At 67.6% G+C, this 16,869-nt stretch carries 16 protein-coding genes and 2 riboswitches; of the genes, 4 read left to right on the top strand and 12 right to left on the bottom strand.

Translation table 11 applies throughout. From position 1 onward, the window contains the following. Positions 1 to 26 precede the first annotated feature (26 nt). Both ACRQ5Q_RS28175 and ACRQ5Q_RS28180 read left to right on the top strand, forming a co-directional pair. Complete coding sequence (locus ACRQ5Q_RS28175) at positions 27 to 1,235, top strand: MFS transporter (RefSeq protein WP_439393176.1); 1,209 nt, start codon at positions 27 to 29, stop codon at positions 1,233 to 1,235. Then, positions 1,216 to 2,583, top strand: a complete 1,368-nt coding sequence (locus ACRQ5Q_RS28180; protein WP_439393178.1) for an amidase — start codon at positions 1,216 to 1,218, stop codon at positions 2,581 to 2,583. Before ACRQ5Q_RS28175 ends, ACRQ5Q_RS28180 begins: the two co-directional genes overlap by 20 nt. Positions 2,584 to 2,739: 156 nt before the next feature. Here ACRQ5Q_RS28180 and ACRQ5Q_RS28185 read toward each other — a convergent pair whose 3' ends face one another. Beyond that, positions 2,740 to 4,158, bottom strand: coding sequence for a PepSY domain-containing protein (locus ACRQ5Q_RS28185; RefSeq protein WP_439393180.1), 1,419 nt, complete (start codon positions 4,156 to 4,158; stop codon positions 2,740 to 2,742). Positions 4,159 to 4,169: 11 nt separating this feature from the next. Continuing rightward, a complete protein-coding gene (locus tag ACRQ5Q_RS28190) occupies positions 4,170 to 6,524 on the bottom strand; it encodes a TonB-dependent receptor domain-containing protein (protein WP_439393182.1) in 2,355 nt (784 codons plus the stop codon). 114 nt (positions 6,525 to 6,638) lie between these two features. Then, a riboswitch (cobalamin riboswitch) is annotated at positions 6,639 to 6,840 on the bottom strand. Between the two features lie 72 nt (positions 6,841 to 6,912). Between ACRQ5Q_RS28190 and ACRQ5Q_RS28195 the strand changes: the two genes are divergently transcribed. Beyond that, positions 6,913 to 7,485: a histidine phosphatase family protein gene (locus ACRQ5Q_RS28195; protein WP_439393184.1), complete on the top strand. Its 573-nt coding sequence runs from the start codon at positions 6,913 to 6,915 to the stop codon at positions 7,483 to 7,485. Here the strand turns inward: ACRQ5Q_RS28195 and cobT are convergent. From cobT to cbiE, 8 genes are all read right to left on the bottom strand, one after another. Beyond that, positions 7,478 to 8,530, bottom strand: coding sequence for a nicotinate-nucleotide--dimethylbenzimidazole phosphoribosyltransferase (gene cobT, locus ACRQ5Q_RS28200; RefSeq protein ID WP_439393186.1), 1,053 nt, complete (start codon positions 8,528 to 8,530; stop codon positions 7,478 to 7,480). The genes ACRQ5Q_RS28195 and cobT overlap by 8 nt on opposite strands. Before the next feature lie 10 nt (positions 8,531 to 8,540). Beyond that, the gene (gene cobF, locus ACRQ5Q_RS28205; protein WP_439374443.1) at positions 8,541 to 9,290 is read right to left on the bottom strand and encodes a precorrin-6A synthase (deacetylating); all 750 of its coding nucleotides are present in this window, start codon (positions 9,288 to 9,290) and stop codon (positions 8,541 to 8,543) included. A 39-nt stretch (positions 9,291 to 9,329) separates the two neighbouring features. Beyond that, positions 9,330 to 10,007, bottom strand: a complete 678-nt coding sequence (locus ACRQ5Q_RS28210; RefSeq protein WP_439393188.1) for an energy-coupling factor ABC transporter permease — start codon at positions 10,005 to 10,007, stop codon at positions 9,330 to 9,332. Positions 10,008 to 10,044: 37 nt separating this feature from the next. Beyond that, a riboswitch (cobalamin riboswitch) is annotated at positions 10,045 to 10,264 on the bottom strand. A 45-nt stretch (positions 10,265 to 10,309) separates the two neighbouring features. Then, entirely contained in the window at positions 10,310 to 11,041 is a 732-nt protein-coding gene (gene cobA, locus ACRQ5Q_RS28215) for a uroporphyrinogen-III C-methyltransferase (RefSeq protein ID WP_439393190.1), read from the bottom strand. Continuing rightward, on the bottom strand, positions 11,038 to 12,348 hold the full coding sequence (locus ACRQ5Q_RS28220) for a cobyrinate a,c-diamide synthase (RefSeq protein ID WP_439393191.1): 1,311 nt from the start codon (positions 12,346 to 12,348) through the stop codon (positions 11,038 to 11,040). Before ACRQ5Q_RS28220 ends, cobA begins: the two co-directional genes overlap by 4 nt. Continuing rightward, a complete protein-coding gene (gene cobM / locus ACRQ5Q_RS28225; RefSeq protein WP_439393193.1) occupies positions 12,348 to 13,130 on the bottom strand; it encodes a precorrin-4 C(11)-methyltransferase in 783 nt (260 codons plus the stop codon). The genes ACRQ5Q_RS28220 and cobM overlap by 1 nt, the downstream gene beginning before the upstream one ends. Continuing rightward, complete coding sequence (locus ACRQ5Q_RS28230) at positions 13,127 to 13,495, bottom strand: cobalamin biosynthesis protein (protein ID WP_439393195.1); 369 nt, start codon at positions 13,493 to 13,495, stop codon at positions 13,127 to 13,129. The genes cobM and ACRQ5Q_RS28230 overlap by 4 nt, the downstream gene beginning before the upstream one ends. Then, positions 13,492 to 14,673, bottom strand: coding sequence for a precorrin-6y C5,15-methyltransferase (decarboxylating) subunit CbiE (gene cbiE / locus ACRQ5Q_RS28235; RefSeq protein ID WP_439375545.1), 1,182 nt, complete (start codon positions 14,671 to 14,673; stop codon positions 13,492 to 13,494). The genes ACRQ5Q_RS28230 and cbiE overlap by 4 nt, the downstream gene beginning before the upstream one ends. A 10-nt stretch (positions 14,674 to 14,683) precedes the next feature. Here cbiE and ACRQ5Q_RS28240 point away from each other — a divergent pair, with 10 nt between their 5' ends. Further along, positions 14,684 to 15,430, top strand: a complete 747-nt coding sequence (locus tag ACRQ5Q_RS28240; protein WP_439393196.1) for a cobalt-precorrin-6A reductase — start codon at positions 14,684 to 14,686, stop codon at positions 15,428 to 15,430. Here the strand turns inward: ACRQ5Q_RS28240 and cobJ are convergent. Both cobJ and ACRQ5Q_RS28250 read right to left on the bottom strand, forming a co-directional pair. Then, the gene (cobJ, locus tag ACRQ5Q_RS28245; RefSeq protein WP_439374436.1) at positions 15,406 to 16,140 is read right to left on the bottom strand and encodes a precorrin-3B C(17)-methyltransferase; all 735 of its coding nucleotides are present in this window, start codon (positions 16,138 to 16,140) and stop codon (positions 15,406 to 15,408) included. The genes ACRQ5Q_RS28240 and cobJ overlap by 25 nt on opposite strands. Next, the gene (locus tag ACRQ5Q_RS28250; protein ID WP_439374435.1) at positions 16,137 to 16,868 is read right to left on the bottom strand and encodes a precorrin-2 C(20)-methyltransferase; all 732 of its coding nucleotides are present in this window, start codon (positions 16,866 to 16,868) and stop codon (positions 16,137 to 16,139) included. Before ACRQ5Q_RS28250 ends, cobJ begins: the two co-directional genes overlap by 4 nt. Position 16,869: the final 1 nt, after the last annotated feature.

The following is a 16,869-nucleotide window of genomic DNA, read 5'->3' on the forward strand; positions in this document are numbered from 1 at the left end:
AATGTTCCTCCCATGAGCGCAGCGCCATGGTAGACGGAAACACCACCGTTCGGCCAGCGCCCGCATTGCTGCCGGCCTTGTTGCCTGCTTTGGGGGCGATGACCACGCTTCAGGCCCTCGTCGCGCTCGCCTTGTTCGCGCCCGGCGTGGTCGCGCCCCGCGCCCATATCGAGGTCTGGCAGCTCTCGATGTTCTCCTGCGCGGTGTTCGCGGTCGGCATTCCCGCCTCGTTCTGGGGCGGCGGCTTCATTGCGCGCGTCGGCTCGCTGCGGATCGCGAGCCTGTGCGCGGCGACCATCGTCGTCGGCATGGCGCTGGCCTCGCTCGGATCGAGCGCCGCCCTGCTTGCGGCGGGCCTCTGCCTCGGCCTTGCCATGGGCCCGGAGACGCCGGCGAGCGCGGCGCTGCTGGCGCGGCTCGTCACCGCCGAGCGGCGCGCCTTCGTGTTCTCGGTACGCCAGACCGGCAACCAGATCGGCGCGGTCTGCGGCTCGCTGGCCCTGCCCGCGATCGCCATCGCGTTCGGGCCGGCCTGGTGCTATGCGGCCGTGGGCCTCTGCGCGCTGCTCGCGATCGCGCTGTTCGAATGGTTGCGGCCGGCCTACGCCGGCAAGCTCGCCCCGCCCCCAAAGCTCGATCTCCGTGCGCGGCTGGCACTGATGACGGCGAACCGGCGCATCGCGATGCTGGCGCTGGCCTCGATGCCGTTCAGCGCGATGCAGGTCTCGCTCAACACGGTATTCGTCACGCTCGGCACGCGCGAGCTCGGCCTCAGCCATATCGAGGCCGGCATGGCGCTCGCCTGCGCTCAAGCCGGCGGCCTGGTCGGCCGGCTCGGCTGGGGCTATGTCGCCATGCGCCTCGATGCCTCGCGCGCCGTGCTCATCGTCATCGGCCTCGGCATGGCCTTCTGCGCCGCGCTGCTGGGCCTCGATGGCGCCTCCCTCGGCCGCAACGGGCAATTCGTCGTGGCCGCATTGTTCGGCCTGACGGCATCGGGCTGGAACGGCGTTTTCATCGCCGAGATCGCGCGCCTGGCGCCACAGGACCGGATCGGCGAGACCACCGGCGCGGTGCTGACCGCATCCTATGCCGGGCTGCTGGCGGCGCCGGTCGTGGTGTCGATCCTTGACGGCGTGGCCGGGCTTGGCGCGGCGTTCTTCGCCTTGGCCTGCCTGGCTCTCTGCGGCACAGTGGCTCTGATCTGGGGAGGCCATGACAAAGCCGACAAATAGCGCGCGCGAGATTGCTGCCGACGTCATCGCGGGGCGGACGACCGCTGTCGAGACCGCCAGGGCCGCCCTCGCCCGTATCGAAGCCGCGAAGGCCTTGAACGCAGTCGTCGCTGTCGACCCCGGACGCACGCTCGCCGATGCCGCCGCGGTCGATGTTCGCCTGCGTGTCGGCGAGACCATGCCGCTCGCCGGAGTGCCCGTCATCATCAAGGACAACATCTGGGTCGGCGGCTGGCGTGTGACGCAGGGCTCGCGCCTGTTTGCCGATTTCATCGCGCCGCGCGATGCCGTCGCGGTCGAGCGCCTGCGCAACGCCGGTGCCGTCATCGTCGGCATCGGCGCGACGTCCGAGTTCGCCAGCAAGGGCGTCACCACCTCGCAGCTGTTCGGGCCGACGCGGCATCCGCTCGATCCCGCGTTGACGCCAGGCGGCTCATCAGGCGGCCCGGCCGCGGCCGTCGCCGCCGGTCTCGTGCCGCTCGCGATCGGCACCGATGCGGGCGGCTCCAGCCGCAGGCCGCCGGCCCATGTCGGCGTGGCCGGCTTCAAGCCGTCCTATGGCGCGATCCCCTACGGGCCCGGCTTCGCCGAACCGTTCTTCGGCCTCTCCGTCATCGCACCGATCGCCGCCGATGTCGCCGATATCGCATTGGCGTTCGAGACCATGGCCGGCATCGATCCGCGCGACCCGGATGCGGCCGGCATCGCGCAAGCGGCCGAGGACATCGTCGGCCTCCGTATCGCCTTCTCGCCGCGGCTCGGGCTCGACGCCGCCGTCGATGATGTCGTCGCCAACGGGCTCGTTTCCGCCATCGCACGTCTCTCCGCCGCGGGCCTCGGCATCACGCAGCGCGATCCCGTCTGGCCGGCCGGTGCGAGGGAAGAGGCCATCATGCCGCTCCAGCATGCCGGCCTCGCCGCGCTCTATGGCGATACCTTCCGCAAAGATCCGGCGATCTTCGATCCTGACATCGCGAGGCAGATCGAACGAGGGCTGTCGTGGTCGGGCAGCGACGTTGCGGGCGCGCTGATCGCGAGCGCCGCGATCGCCAATGCCTTCGCGGCCTTCTTCACCGAGGTCGATCTGCTGCTGGCGCCGACCGTCCCCTGCGTCGCCTGGCCGTTCACGCACGCGGGACCCGAGACGATCGGCGGCCGCGCCGCGAGCCCGCGCGCGCATGCCGTGTTCACACCGTTCGTCAATCATGCTCGTCTGCCGGCGATCTCGCTTCCGTGCGGGGCCGACGCAAACGGGCTTCCGTTCGGCCTCCAGATCATCGCCCGGCGCGGCCAGGACCGCACGCTGCTGCGCGCCGCGCGGCAGATCGAGGCGCAGTTGCGGGCGTAGCTTTGGGCAATGCGACGGTTTCGGAATAATCGCAATATACCCCTGTTTTGCCCGACGGGTCAAATTCCGGCGATGTCTGCGTAAGTCGTTGATTCCATTATCACCGGCTACTGTGCATGGGGTTGTTTTCGCACTTCTTGTTTCTCGGGCTTCAATCTAGCCGGCGAACGAGAAACGCAACCGCCGCCAGCCGATGACAATTCCGGTGATCGAGAACACCAGTCCGAGCGCACACAGGCCGACGATCAGGACATCGCGCAGGCGCGGGTGCGCGATGAGGATTGGAAAATCGAGCGTGTGGAGCGCGCCGTAGGCCCAGCGATAGGCCCGTCGCGACGCATCCAGCCTTTGCAGCACACGGCCGTCGGCCGCGTCGATGTCGAACCAGGCATCGCCGCAGCGGGAGCGGTAGACGGAAGCACCGGGGACGATGGACTGTGCGGGATAATCGTCATTACCCGCGAGGACAGAGGGCGCGGCGCAGCCCGTCGCAAGCTTCGTCATCATGCTCGCGATCGCTTGCGCACCGAGGCCTTCCGACTCTCGACCGTCCGGCCGCACCACGACCTGCTTATCGAGATCAATCCGCTCACGTCGGTGGACGGTGCCGTCAAACGCAAACCATTCCACTTCACGGGCAGGGAGCGATAGCGGCTTGCGATCCGGCGATGGAGCCGCCGTCCAGTCCGGCGAAGCATCGATCACGCCGGCTTCGGCCGACGTCAGCTGCCCGCGCGAGAACAGCCGGCCGTGATCCATGGAAAGCCATCCGCTGAAGATCCAGGTCAGCACGAAAACCGTCGCCACGAGACCGATGACGTGATGCAGGGCGTGCCAGCCGCGATATGGCGAGGCGAGCCGGCGTCCCCGCGTCTTCACGCGCAGGATCCCGAGCACCGCACCCAGCAGGGCTGCGATCAGCGCCAGCAGCGACAGCGTCCAGACCACGCCGTCCCACAGCGCCCAATTGCTCCTGAGGACCGTCGGATAGATCCAGTGCAAGACGCTGCCGGCGAGATTCCAGCCACGCTCGCGTCGCGTCGTATCCAGCACGACCTCGCCGGTGCGCGACGAGACGTAGACCTCCGTGCCGGCCGCATCGCCGAGGTCGACGCGAAGCAAGGGCCGGTGCCGGTCAAAGCCGTTCGGGACGCTCCATTGGTCGTGGTCCGCGTATGCAACGACAGTTGCTCGCGTTGCATCGAGCCCACGTTGACGCGCGTGAGCCAATACGATGGCGAGCGCGACCTCGGGTGACCGCACCGAGCCATCCTGCGCATCGGTCGCACGAAGCGCGCGCAGGTGCGAGGGTCCCGACACGATGTAGACCGGCCCGTCGCTGCGTTGAATCAGCCGTAGGCGCGTAGCGTCCGTGATTCCGCTCGCGGCGACCGCATCGGCAACGCTGATGCGCACCTCGCCGCGGTCGACCAGCGAAAGCCCGGCCATCCGTTCGGCTTCCGTCAGCGACGGAAACGGAACGAAGTGCATCACGATCCCGCTCGCGAACCACATCGCGAACAGCAGGCAGAACGCGATTCCGAGCCAGCGATGCAGGAGGACGATCGCGCCCATGCGTTCAGCGCCTACCATTTGAGCGCGGCCGAGAGCTCGTAGGTGCGCGGGGCGCCCAAGAGGATCTGGTCGGGATAGAACGGATCGCCCCAGATCGCGTAGCGCTTGTCGGTGAAGTTGCGCACCCGGAAGGTCAGGCGGGCCTGGTCGACGCCATTGAAGACCGTCTTCGGGATATCGACGAAGGCATAGACGTCGCCCACCGTGTAGGCGTTCATCGTCACCGTGTTGGCATCGGTGTTGTAGCGGTCGCCGACGTGCCGGCCGACGATGCCGAGCTCCACCGGCCACGGCGTGAAGAACCGGTACGACGCACCGGCATCGGCGACGATGCGCGGCACGTTCGGCGGCGTGTTGCCCGAGAACGACCCGCCGGCGAAATTGTAGTCGGCATAGCGGGCATCGACATAGGCGATGTTGCCCCACAGCCGCAGCGGCTCGATTGGCCGTACCGAGGCAGCAAGCTCGACGCCCTTGGACTCCTGCCGTCCGGCGATGTTGAGCGTTTGCCCGCCGGCCGCCGCATAGACGTTCTTGCGCTGGATATCATAGGCCGAGAACGACCACTCCGCCCGGTTGTCCCAGAACAGATGCTTGACGCCGGTCTCGTAGATGCGCGACGTCGTCAGGTCCAGAGGCTGGGTCGGTGACAGCAGGAAGATGTTGTTGGCGGACACGTCGGCGCCGGTCGCGTACTGGCTGAAGAAGGTCAGGCCAGGCACGGCCTCCCAGGTGTAGCCGATGCGTCCCGTGACCGGCGCCCAGTCGTTGGTGAACGGGAAGCCCGCGTTCACCAGCCCGTTGACGTCGGTCGAGTTGCGGTCGAGGCCGATATGCTCGACGCGCAGGCCGCCGACCAGCGCGAAAGTCCGCGTCAGCTTCAGCCGGTCCTCGAACGACAGCGCCTCGTTGTCGATGCGCGCGGTCTGCTGCTTGGTCGTGAGCGTGCCGTAGAAGCCTCGGTCTGGATTGACCAGCGACACGGAGTCGCCCGGGAAATTCGCGGCACCCGGCCGAACGAAATCGAGGTAGCTCGACGACAGCGTCGTGACCAGCCGGTTGTCGAAGCCGGCGATGTCAGTATCCCAGATCAGGTCGGTGATGTTGCCGACCAGCCGCTGGCTGTGCGCGACATAGAAGCGTTCGCGATCGACCAGGTTCGTACCGGAGTTGAATGCCTCGACCTCGTTGTTGAACCAGCTGCGCTCCGCGCCATAACCATAGGCCTGGCTCTTCAAGGTCAGGTCCGGCGCGAGCTTCAGTTCAAAACCGCCGCGCAACCAGACTTCCTGCGCCACGTTGCGGTTGTCGAGGACGTTGTAATTGGTGTTGAAGGTGCGGTCGTCGATGGTGACCGCACCGAGATTGGCTTTATTGTAGTTCGAGACGTAATTGCCCGAGACTATCCCCGCCGTCGCATGTGGGCCGCTGAAGGCGACCGGCACCAGCGGCGCGCCCCAATAGGCCTTTCCGCGGTCCTCGCGATATTCGATCGCGCCCCAAACCTTCAGACTGTCGGAGACGCGGTAGTTGAGCTGGCCGGAGACATCGAACGTCCTGGTATAGGTGTCGTCGACAAAACCGTTGAGCGAGGACCGGCTGATGTCGAAGCGGTAATCGAGGCCTTGAACGTTGGTGCTGCCGCCGGAGCCGTAATGGGCGCGGAACGAGTTCAGGGAGTCGTACGAGAAGTCCGCCTCGTTGCGGACGGCTCCGGTGTGCGGCTGCTTGGTGACGAGGTTGATCGCGCCGCCGGCGGCGCCCTCGCCCGAGATCAGCGAAGCCGGGCCTTTCAGGAATTCCACGGCCTCCAGATTGGCCGTGTCCATGATCCGCGAGGTCATGTTCTGCGGGCCGATCTTGATGCCGTTGTAAAGCGTATTGATCTGGCTGTTGGTGAAGCCGCGCATCGAGAAGCCCGCCGGCTCCGCCGGCGCATCGCCGGAGGTCACGCCGACCGCGCCCTGCGCCACCTCGGACACGGTGCGATAGCCTTGCTCGCGCATGGTCTCGGCCGAGATGACCTCGACGGTCGCGGGTATTTCGCGCACGGTCAGCCCAAGGCGTGAGGCGCTTTCGGCGACCGCATTGGTGTTGAGCGGCGTCTGCGCCCCCCCAGCCGGCACAACGGGCTTTGGTGCTGCGGATGCGGCAGGTCTGCGCGGCGCCGCGCGGCGCGTGCTCTGAGGCTCCCGGGCAGCCGGCTTGGCCGGCTTGCGGGATTGGGCGGGCGACACCTCGACGGGCGGCAGCGGTTCGCTTGCCTGTTGCGCGAGCGCAGCAGGCACATCGAGAACGGCAACGGATGTGAGCGCGGCGGAGGCGAGCAGGACGCTGCGCCGTCGTACGATACGAATGGAAGACACGGGTCAGACCTCGGTATGACGTCAGTGGCACGTCACAGCGAACGAGGTCTCACCCCGGGCCTGTCAGCCCTCTGATGAAGCCGAATGTCTGTACTCCCCGACCGACATCTTCGCGTGTGACCACGGCTGACGGCAGGTCTCCTGGCTCGCGGGTCACGACCGCTTCGTCGCCTTCCCGGGACCGAGGACCCAGTGGCTTCTGACGAAGGATTATCCACTCACAGTTGCGGGGGCAGCCACGGCATTGGGGACAACGTCCCCGCACCGCATTCCCTTTTCATCCCCTTGCGGGGAAACCGTCGCGAGCATCTAGGATTACGATCAGGACGGAGTCAATGTGCAAGCTGCGGCGATAGTGCCACAGCCACCAACTTCCGCGGAGATTTGCATGGAAGGCGCAACCTTCCTCTGGCTGATCCGACATGCGCCCGTCGACGGCGTTAAAGGGACGATCCATGCCGCCAATGCACCGGCGGACCTGGCCGACCGCGCGCAGCTGGAGGCGCTGCGGTTGCGCCTGCCGCAGGATGCTGCGAGCTATGCGAGCCCTGCGCGGCGCACGATCGAGACGGCGCGGGCGCTGGGGCTCGAACCTATTCTGGTGGACGAATTCGGCGAGCAGGATTTCGGTGACTGGACCGGCCGGCGACATGACGAGCTCGCAGCGGGCGGCGGCGATGCCTACGTACAATTCTGGAGCGATCCGGCGCACCTGAGACCACCGGGCGGCGAGAGCTTTGAGGATCAGGTCGCGCGTGTCCGGCTGGGCCTGTCGCGGATCGGAGCCGGATCAGCAACGCTCGTCGTGCATTCCGGCACGATCCGCGCCGCGCTGTGCACCGCGCTCGATCTCCTACCGGAGGCGGCGTTACGCTTCGTCATCGACCCGCTGTCGCTGACCCGGATCGACCGGCTCGCGAGCGGCTGGCGGGTGGTCTCGGTCAATCAGCGGGTCAGCTAGGCCTGTCAGGCACATTGGCCTCCGCAAAGGTCGCCATGCCATTGTGGAGCGCGCAGGCCGACCTCACCAGCGGCAGCGCGATGGCGGCGCCCGATCCCTCGCCGAGCCTGAGATCGAGGCTGATCAGCGGCTGCACGTTCAGCGCGCGCAGCACCAGCCGATGTCCCTGCTCCGCCGATTGATGCGAAGGCAGCAGGAATGGCTGACACGACGGGTTGAGCCGCACGGCCGCCAGCGCCGCGACCGATACGATGAAGCCGTCGATCAGCACAGGGATGCGGCGCTGCGCGGCCGCAATGATGGCGCCCGCGATCGCCGCGATCTCGAGTCCGCCGACAGCACACAGGATCTTTTCGGCCGAGGCGCCCGCAACGCCATGACGCGCAATCGCGGCATCGATCACGCGCGCCTTGTGCGCACGGCCCGCCGCATCGACGCCGGTGCCGCTGCCCGCGATCTCCTCGGCGCTGACGCCGAGCAGGCTCGCGGCGATCGCCGCTGATGTCGTGGTGTTGCCGATGCCCATCTCGCCGAAGAGCAGGAGATCAGGCTGGCTGGCCTCGGCACGCGCGACCGCGCGCTGGCCGGCTTCGAAGGCGAAGACCAGCTCTGCTGGCGTGAGCGCAGCCTCGACACTGAAATCACGGGTGCCACTGCGCGGCTTGTCGGTGACGATGCCAGGGATCGCCCCCTCCGTCAGCGTGCCGGCGTCAACGACTTCCAGGTTTGAGCCGAGCTCGCGCGCCAGCACCGAGATCGCTGCGCCGCCTGAGGCAAAATTCGCCATCATCGCGATGGTGACCGCCTGCGGATAGGCCGACACCCCCTGCGCGACGATGCCGTGATCGCCGGCGAAGATGATGATGGGTACGCACGCGGCACGCGGTTGCTCGGTCGCTTGGAGGCCGGCAAGCTCGATCGCAAGCTGCTCGAGCCGGCCGAGCGCGCCGGTCGGTTTTGTCAGTTGCGCCTGACGTGCGATCGCCGCATCGCGATGGGTCGCGGAGGCATCGGGACATTTCTGGGTGACCCAGCCGGGGAGCATGCTGCCTCGCTTACGGCCTGCGCTTGAGAATGTAGCTGTCCATGATCCAGCCGTGGCGCTCGCGCGCCTCCTGCCGGAGCGCGACGATGCGCGGGCCCGCGTCAGTGAGCGCGCCGGACATGATGATCTGGTCGGGCATGCCGAGATAAGCGCCCCACCAGATATGGAGCCCTTCCGGATCGAGCGACTGGAATGCCGTGCCGCCGTCGAGCATCACCACCACCGTGTCGACGCCCTGCGGCCAGCCGCCCTCTCGCAAGCGACGGCCTGTCGTGACCAGAAACGGTTCGCCGATGTCGTTGAGCGGCAGCGCGTGCGCCGCGCACAGCGCCTGGATCGAGGTGATGCCGGGCACGACTTGGAGTGCAGGCAAGGGATCGAGCCGGCGCGCAATCCGCAGCGAGGAATCGTAGAGCGAAGGATCGCCCCAGATCAGCAGTGCGACCTTGCCGTCGCCGCCCAGATGGTTCGCGATTGTCTGCGACCATGCGGCGGCGACCGCATCATGCCAATCGTCCACGCCCTTGCGGTAATCGGCCTCCGTCGCGTCGCGCACCGGCAGGTCGAACTCGGCAATGCGCGTCGTGTTGCTGGTAAGCACGTCAGTGCAGATCGTCCGCCTGAGATCGGCGAGATCGGATTTCGCGCTTCCCTTGCGCGGGATCAGGACCAGATCGGCCGCGTTGATGGCGCAGATCGCGGCGCGCGTGAGCTGCTCGGGATCGCCGCAACCGATGCCTATCAGGGAGAGCGTGAGCATCGGGCGTACAGGGGGGCCATGACGGCCGCCCCTTGTCTCTTAAGCCGCGTTGTGCAGGCGCGGGGTGACGAGGCCCGGCGCCGTAACACCGCGCAGCGACTTCGCCAGCGCCAGCACGGCGAGATCGGCCAGCGGCTCGATCACGATGACGAGCGCGTAGGAGGCCGCGAAGGCCGCGATGTTGGCGAGGTTGCTCATGGCAAAGCCGGAGCCATAGAGCGCCCAGAACGCCACCCAGGCGATCACGCCGGCTTGGTAGGTGGTCGAGAGCGCCAGCGCCTGGCGATACCTGAGGTCGACATAGGCGGTGTTGCGGGAAACGAGCCGCGCGGCAATCGCCTGGATCGCGAACAGCGGCACCAGCAGCGTGGTGACGTTCATGCCGTATTGCGGCAGGTCGGCCGGCTCGAAGAGCACGCCTTGAAGCAGCAGGCCCAATGCGAGGCCGAAGGCTGCGGGCGCGGCGCCGAACAGCAGGAACAGGGTCGAACCGAGGATGAAGTGCACCTCGGAGACGCCGACGGGGAAGTGCGGCAGGATCTCGAAGAAGGTGAAGACGAGGCCCGTGGTGGCGAGCGTCCGCGCCGCGAATGACGTGATCCCCTGCTCGCGTACGGTCTCAGCGGCGAGCTTCAGGGCAACGCCGCCTGCGGCGATGCCGGTTGCGTAACTCAACACGAGCTTGGCGCCCGTCACGACGCCCGGTTCGATATGCATGGCTCAGTTCCTTCCTGCCGTCACACCCGACGGCCTTGGCCTCAAAACATGCACGGCCGGTCTCCTGGCTCGCGGTTCACTGGGGTTCTCCGGCCTTCCCGAACCTTGCGGTCCAGTGGCTGATCGGAGCCCCTCACCGCTTACAGTCGCGGGGGCGGCTGGGGTTTTGGGCGCCGCAACTGGGTCCGCCCATCCCCATTCCCGATTATGCTCCGGCGCTTTGCGCCGCGTCGAGCACCATGCCCCTCTTGTGTGCCTCTTTCGCATCGCAGGCGTCAAGGGGCGAACGGCGGCAGTGGCCCTCATGACGGATATTCCCCTGCCAGCGCACCGAACAGGATGACCGCGGCCGTCGAAGCCGCCCCGCCTCGTGCAAGCTGCTCGGCAAGCTCGGCAATCGTGGTGCGGACCAGCCGTTCCTCGGGTCGCCCGAGGGATTCGGCGAACAGCGCCGGGGTATCAGCGGCGAGGCCGTGGGCGATCAATTTTGCGGCAAGCGCCGGAAACGTGCGCCGGCCCATATAGACGACGGTGGTCGCCTCAGGGTCGGCCAGCGCCGCCCAGTTCAGGTTTGGCGGCAGCTCGCCAGTGACATCGGCCCCGGTGACGAACTGCACGCGGCGCGAGGTGTGCCGCCGGGTCAGCGGGATTCCCGCCTGCGCCGCGGCGACACAGGCCGAGGTGACCCCGGGAACGATCTCATAGCCGATGCCGGCTTCGCGCAGCGTCTCGATCTCCTCTTCGAGCCGGCCGAAAATGCCGGCATCGCCGGACTTCAACCGCACCACGCGCGCGCCGGTTGCCGCATAGTCGACCAGGAGGCGGTTGACATGGTGCTGCTTCGTGGAGGGCCGCCCGGCCCGCTTTCCCACCGCGACGAGATTGGTACCAGGCCGGGCGAGATCGAGGATCGCGCCGGAGGCAAGATCGTCATAGAGCACGACATCGGCCTCGCGCAGCCGCGCGGCGCCCTTCACGGTGAGGAGCTCGGGATCACCGGGGCCGGCGGAGACGAAGGAGACAAAACCGCTCACCGGTCCTCCGCGATCAGATGGAAGAACGTGCCGGTGGCGCGGCCGCGCTGCGAGCCGGTCTCGGCGATGACCGCGCCCGTTGCATCATGCACGACCGCCAGCGGCGTATCGGGCTGGGCAAGGATGGTCGAATAGTGGAACTCGTGGCCGCGCAGGCGCGCGCCCGCCCGATGTCCCGGCATCGGCGTTGCAAGTGTGGCGAGACGATAGCCCAGATGCATGCGGCGCTTGGCAAAGCTGGTCTCCAGGCCAAGCAGACCCGTCATCTCATGACGGACCCCGTCGGCATCTTTGAGGCCTGCGCCCAGCACCATATAGCCTCCGCACTCCCCGTGCACCGGCCGCGTCTCGACGAAGGCGCGCAGGCTGCTGCGAAACCGCGCATTGGCTGCGATCTTTCCTGCGTGAAGCTCGGGATAGCCGCCCGGTAGCCAGCAGACGTCGGCGCTCGCGTCGGGCACCTCATCAGCGAGCGGCGAGAATGTCGAGATCTCGGCGCCCGCCGCGCGCCAGGCCTCCAGCATATGCGGATAGACGAAGGAGAACGCCGCATCACGGGCGAGCGCGATGCGTTGCCCGGGCGGCGTCACGTTCCACCCATTCGCCGTAGGTCGCGGCGACCAGCGGGCAGCGAAGCGCAGCACCGCATCAAGATCGACATGCGCGGCGACGAAGCGCGCGGCCTCGTCGATCAGCTTGCCGATGTCGGCCTGCTCCTCCGCCTGCACGAGGCCGAGATGTCGTTTCGGCAGGCTGACCTCGGCGTGACGCGGCAGCGCGCCGAACACGGCGATGCCGATGTCCGCAAGCGCGCGCCGCACCAGGTCTTCGTGGCGCGGGCTGGCGACGCGATTGAGCACCACACCGGCAAGTCGCACGCCGGGCCGATAGTCGCGCAAGCCGGCAGCGATCGCCGCCGCCGTCTGCGCCTGCCCGGAGGGATCGATCACAAGGACCACCGGCCAGCCCAGCATCTCCGCGATGTCGGCCGAAGCACCGGTGCCGGAAACACCGCGCGCTGCAACGCCATCGAACAGGCCCATCGAGCCTTCGGCGAGAACAATGTCGGCATCCGTGCCGCGGCTGACGAGATGGTCGATGGTCGCGCGGTCCATCGCCCAGCTATCGACGTTGACGGAGGCGCGGCCCGTGGCGGCAGCGTGGAAAGCGGGATCGATATAGTCCGGCCCGCTCTTGAAGCACTGCACCTCGAGGCCACGATTGCGCCAGGCGCGCGCGAGCGCCAGCGTCAGCGTGGTCTTGCCGACGCCGGAGGCCGGAGCCGAGATGACGAGCGCAGCCGGCATCAGGAGACCTCCGGAAAGCGCGGTTCGGCACCGACAGGCCGATAGCGGCGATCGTAATCGGCGGCATAGAGGCGGCTGTCGTCGAAATCCGCCGCACCCAGCGTCCTGCCGACAAAGATCAGCGCGGAGCGCTCCATCTCGCCACCCACGGCAGAATCGAGTGTCGCCAACGTCGCACGGACGATGCGCTGCTCCGGCCAGCTCGCGCGCCACACGATCGCGACCGGGCAATCCGCGCCGTAATACGGCGTGAGCTCGGCGACGACGTGATCGAGCAGATGGATCGAGAGATGAATCGCAAGCACTGCACCGGTCGCAGCGAAGGCGGCAAGCTTCTCGCCCTCGGGCATCGCGCTGGCGCGGCCAGGTGTGCGCGTCAGTACTACGGTCTGGGCAAGACCGGGCAGCGTCAGCTCGGCTTCCAGCGCCGCCGCAGCGGCAGAAAAGGACGGCACTCCAGGCGTCACAGTGAAGGGAATGCCGAGCGCGCGCAGGCGGCGGAGTTGCTCGCCCATCGCCGACCAGATCGAGAGATCGCCGGAATGCAGGCGCGCGACATCCTTCCCTTCGGCGTGCGCGGCTGCGATCTCGGTGATGATCTCATCGAGCGACAGCGGCGCGGTATTTACGATGCGCGCACCGGGCGGGCAATGCGCCAGGACGCCTTCGGGCACCAGCGAGCCGGCATAGAGACAGACCGGACAGGCCGCAATCAGGTCGCGGCCGCGCAAGGTGAGAAGATCGGCAGCGCCCGGCCCGGCACCGATGAAATGCACGGTCATGGACCGTCTCCTTGCGCGATTGCGGCGGTGGCCGTGCGATCCTGCGAGACCACGCGCGTTGCAATCAGTCGCGCGCGCGGGCCGGCAGCCGCGAGCGCCGCTGCTTCGGCAACCGATCCCGTCCCGAACTTCTCTGCGATGAGCTTCGATTGCGTGAGCGTGTCGATGCCTGCCAGCGTCTCGGCCGGAACGGCCCTGATCGGCACACCGCACTCACGTGCGAGCTGCTTCAGCGCCTCTGCGTCGGCCTTGTCGCTGACAGTTGCCATCGCCGTAAGCCCTTCGGGGCCGCCGGCGGCCAGCAGCGCCTCGCGGAGCGAAGTCAGTGTGACATCCTTTCTGAATCCGAGCCCGGCGACCTTCATCGGACGACACTCCACTGCACGACCGGGCGCGCCGCTTCCCAGGAGCGATAGCGGCCAAGCGGCGCGGCATGTGCGATCTCGGCCCGCATCAGTTCGCCGCCATGGCGCTGATGCAATTCGCTGAGCAGCGCCTCCGTCTCCAGCGTCACGGAATGTGCGACCAGCCGCGCCCCCGACACGAGCCGCGACCAGATGGCGCCGAACATCGCGTTATCGAGTCCGCCACCGATGAAGACGGCGTCCGGCACGTCAAGCGCCGCGAGCGCTTCGGGCGCGGTCTCCGTAACGACGGTGATCCGGTGCGTCAGCCCGAACGCAGCCGCATTCTTGCGGATATTCGCGGCGCGATCCTCTCGACCCTCGACTGCGATCGCCGTTCCACCGCATAGCGCCCATTCAACCGAAATAGAGCCCGAGCCGGCGCCGATGTCCCACAGCCGCTCGCCGCGACGCGGCGCCAGCGCCGAGAGTGCCAGCGCGCGCACCGGACGCTTGGTGATCTGGCCGTCATGGACGAAGAGATCGTCTGACAGTCCCGTGCTGCGGGGCATGCCTTGTGTGCCCTTCGCCTCGATGGCTACTGTAACCAGGTTTTCAGCAAGATCACCGGCAAAACTGTCCGCGCGATATTCCCTGATGCTTTCGCGCGGCCCGCCTAGCGCAGCGAGTATCCAGAAGGCCGAGGCCCCCCATCCGCGCTCGCTCAACCATTTTGCGAAATCACCTGCCGCTTTCCCATCGCGCACGAGGCAGATGATGCGCGCGCCTCGCGCAAGGTGCGGCACGAGGCGCTCGAACGGCGCGGCGTGAAGCCCGAGGCAGACCGTGGATTCGAGACGCCAGCCCAGGCGCGCCGCGGCGAGCGAGAACGTCGATGGCGCGGAGTGCGCGATCCACTCGCGGGCCTGCAGCTTCTCGGCAAGGCTCGTGCCGGCGCCATGCCAGAACGGATCGCCGGAGGCCAGCACCACCGTCGGCCTGCCGCGGCAGCTCAGCACGACATCCGCATCGAACGGCACCGGCCACGAACGGCCGCGGCCACCCACGTCCGCCAGCGCGAGATGGCGCTCACCACCGAACACGGTTTCAGCCCTCGCAAGCGCCTTTCGACTTGCGTCCGACAGCCCGGCAAGGCCATCTTCGCCGATACCGACGATGGTCAGCCAGGGATCAGCCAAGGAATTAGCCATGACGCGCGCCCTCATTCTGGGCGGAACGGCCGATGCGAGCCTGCTCGCTGCGGAGATCGCGCGTGCAGATATTGACGCCGTGTATTCGTACGGCGGCCGCACCCGCGCGCCCGCCGACCAGCCACTGCCGACCCGCATCGGCGGTTTTGGCGGTGTGAGCGGGCTCGCCGACTACATCCGCAGTGAAGGCATCACGCATGTGATCGACGCAACGCATCCCTTCGCTGCCGAGATGAGCCGCAATGCCGTTGCAGCGTGCGCCGAAACCGGCACCCCGCTGATTGCGCTGGAGCGGACGCCCTGGACGCGGGCGACCGGCGACAACTGGATCGAGGTGCGCGATGTCGGCGCCGCGGTCGCCGCGCTGCCCGAGACGCCCGCGCGCGTCTTTCTTGCCATTGGCCGCCAGCATATCGCTCCATTCGCGACCAGACCGCAGCACGTCTACACGCTGCGGTTCGTCGATCCGCACGAAACGTCGCTGCCCTTCGCGGCAGACGTGATCGTGTCGCGCGGGCCGTTCACGCTCGACGCCGAGATCGAGATGATGCGCACGCGCGGGATCGCCTGGATCGTCGCCCGCAATTCCGGCGGCGACGGCGCGCGCGCCAAGATCGACGCAGCGCGTGTGATTGGCCTTCCCGTGGTCATGATCTCGCGACCAAACCTGCCCGAGCGTCCTCGGGTCGAGAGCGTCGCCGACGTGATGCAGTGGCTCGGTCATCGCACCCGCCTCGGCGCATAGACCCAGCGGCCGACGCGGCGCGTCTGCGAATTGCCGACGATCACCAGCGTCCGCATGTCGGCCATCTCGGGGCGCGCCTCGTTCAGCGAGACGATCTCGATTGTCTCGTCGGCGGCGCTGACCGCGCGCGCGAAGATCACGAGGCGCTCGCCGCAACCGGACTCTTTCAACACCGCGAGCGCGCGGCCAAAGCCCTCCGGCCGGCTTGCCGAACGGGGGTTGTACATCGCAATCGCAAAATCGGCTTCCGCCGCGAGCTGCAGTCGTTTCTCGATCACCGCCCAGGGCTTGAGATTGTCGGAGAGGTTGATCGCGCAGAAGTCGTGCCCGAGCGGCGCACCGGCGCGCGCGGCTGCCGCGAGCATCGCGGTGATGCCGGGCATCACGCAGATCGGCAGCCCCTGATATTGCGGCGCCTGTTCGAGCGCTTCGAACACGGCGGACGCCATCGCGAAGACGCCGGGGTCGCCTGAGGAGACGACGACGACCTGCGCGCCTTCCGCGGCCAGGCGCAACGCTTCGCTGGCGCGTTGCAGCTCTTCGCGATTGTCCGAGGGATGCAGGTTAAGCCCCGGTCGCTGCGGCACGCGCGAGACGTAAGGTGCATAGCCTAAGATGTCCGTCGCGGAGGCGAGCGCGGCCGAGACCTCGGGCGTCACCAGCGCATCGCTGCCAGGGCCGAGACCCGCGATGGTCAGCGTGCCCGTCATTCGGCCGCGTCCAGATGGCGGCCCTTGCCGTGTACCAGCACGATCGCGAAATAGGGACAGTCGGCCGCATCGATCTCGGCAAGCCTTGCCACCCGCTCACCCGGCATGGTGCCGCGCTCGACCAGCCAGGCGTCATTCAGCCGGCCAGCGGACGCAAGCGCGCGGCGCACTTTCGCGAGATTGCGGCCGGTCTTCATGACGACCAGCGCATCGGTATCGCGCATGCGGCGTTCGAGTTCGTCTTCGGGAAGCGTTCCCATCAGCACCGTCGTCACGTCGTCACCGAGCGCGATCGGCTGGCCGACGCCGTTCCAGCAGCCGACCATGCCCGGAATGCCGGCAATCACCTCGATCTCGACACGCCCCTGCAAGCGCAGGTGGAGATGCATGAAGGAGCCGTAGAAATAGGGATCGCCCTCGCAGAGCACGACGACATCGACCGCACGCGAAAGCCGCGCCAAGCGCTCCGCCCATTCATCGTAAAAGCCGGCGAGCAGCTGGATATAGTCCGGGCTGTCGAAAGCGATCTCGGTCGTGACCGGATATTCCATCGGGTATTCGGTGACGTTGCGTGCGAGCATACCCTCGACAATGCGGCGCGCCTGTCCGGGCCGCCCCTTCTTGCGGAAATAGGCGACGTGCTGCGCGGCGCGCACGGTGCGATCGGCGCGCACGCTCATCAGATCGGGATCACCAGGGCCGAGACCGCAGCAGATGATGCGTCCCATC

The organism is Bradyrhizobium sp. PMVTL-01, from assembly GCF_051861855.1.
Taxonomy (GTDB): domain Bacteria; phylum Pseudomonadota; class Alphaproteobacteria; order Rhizobiales; family Xanthobacteraceae; genus Bradyrhizobium.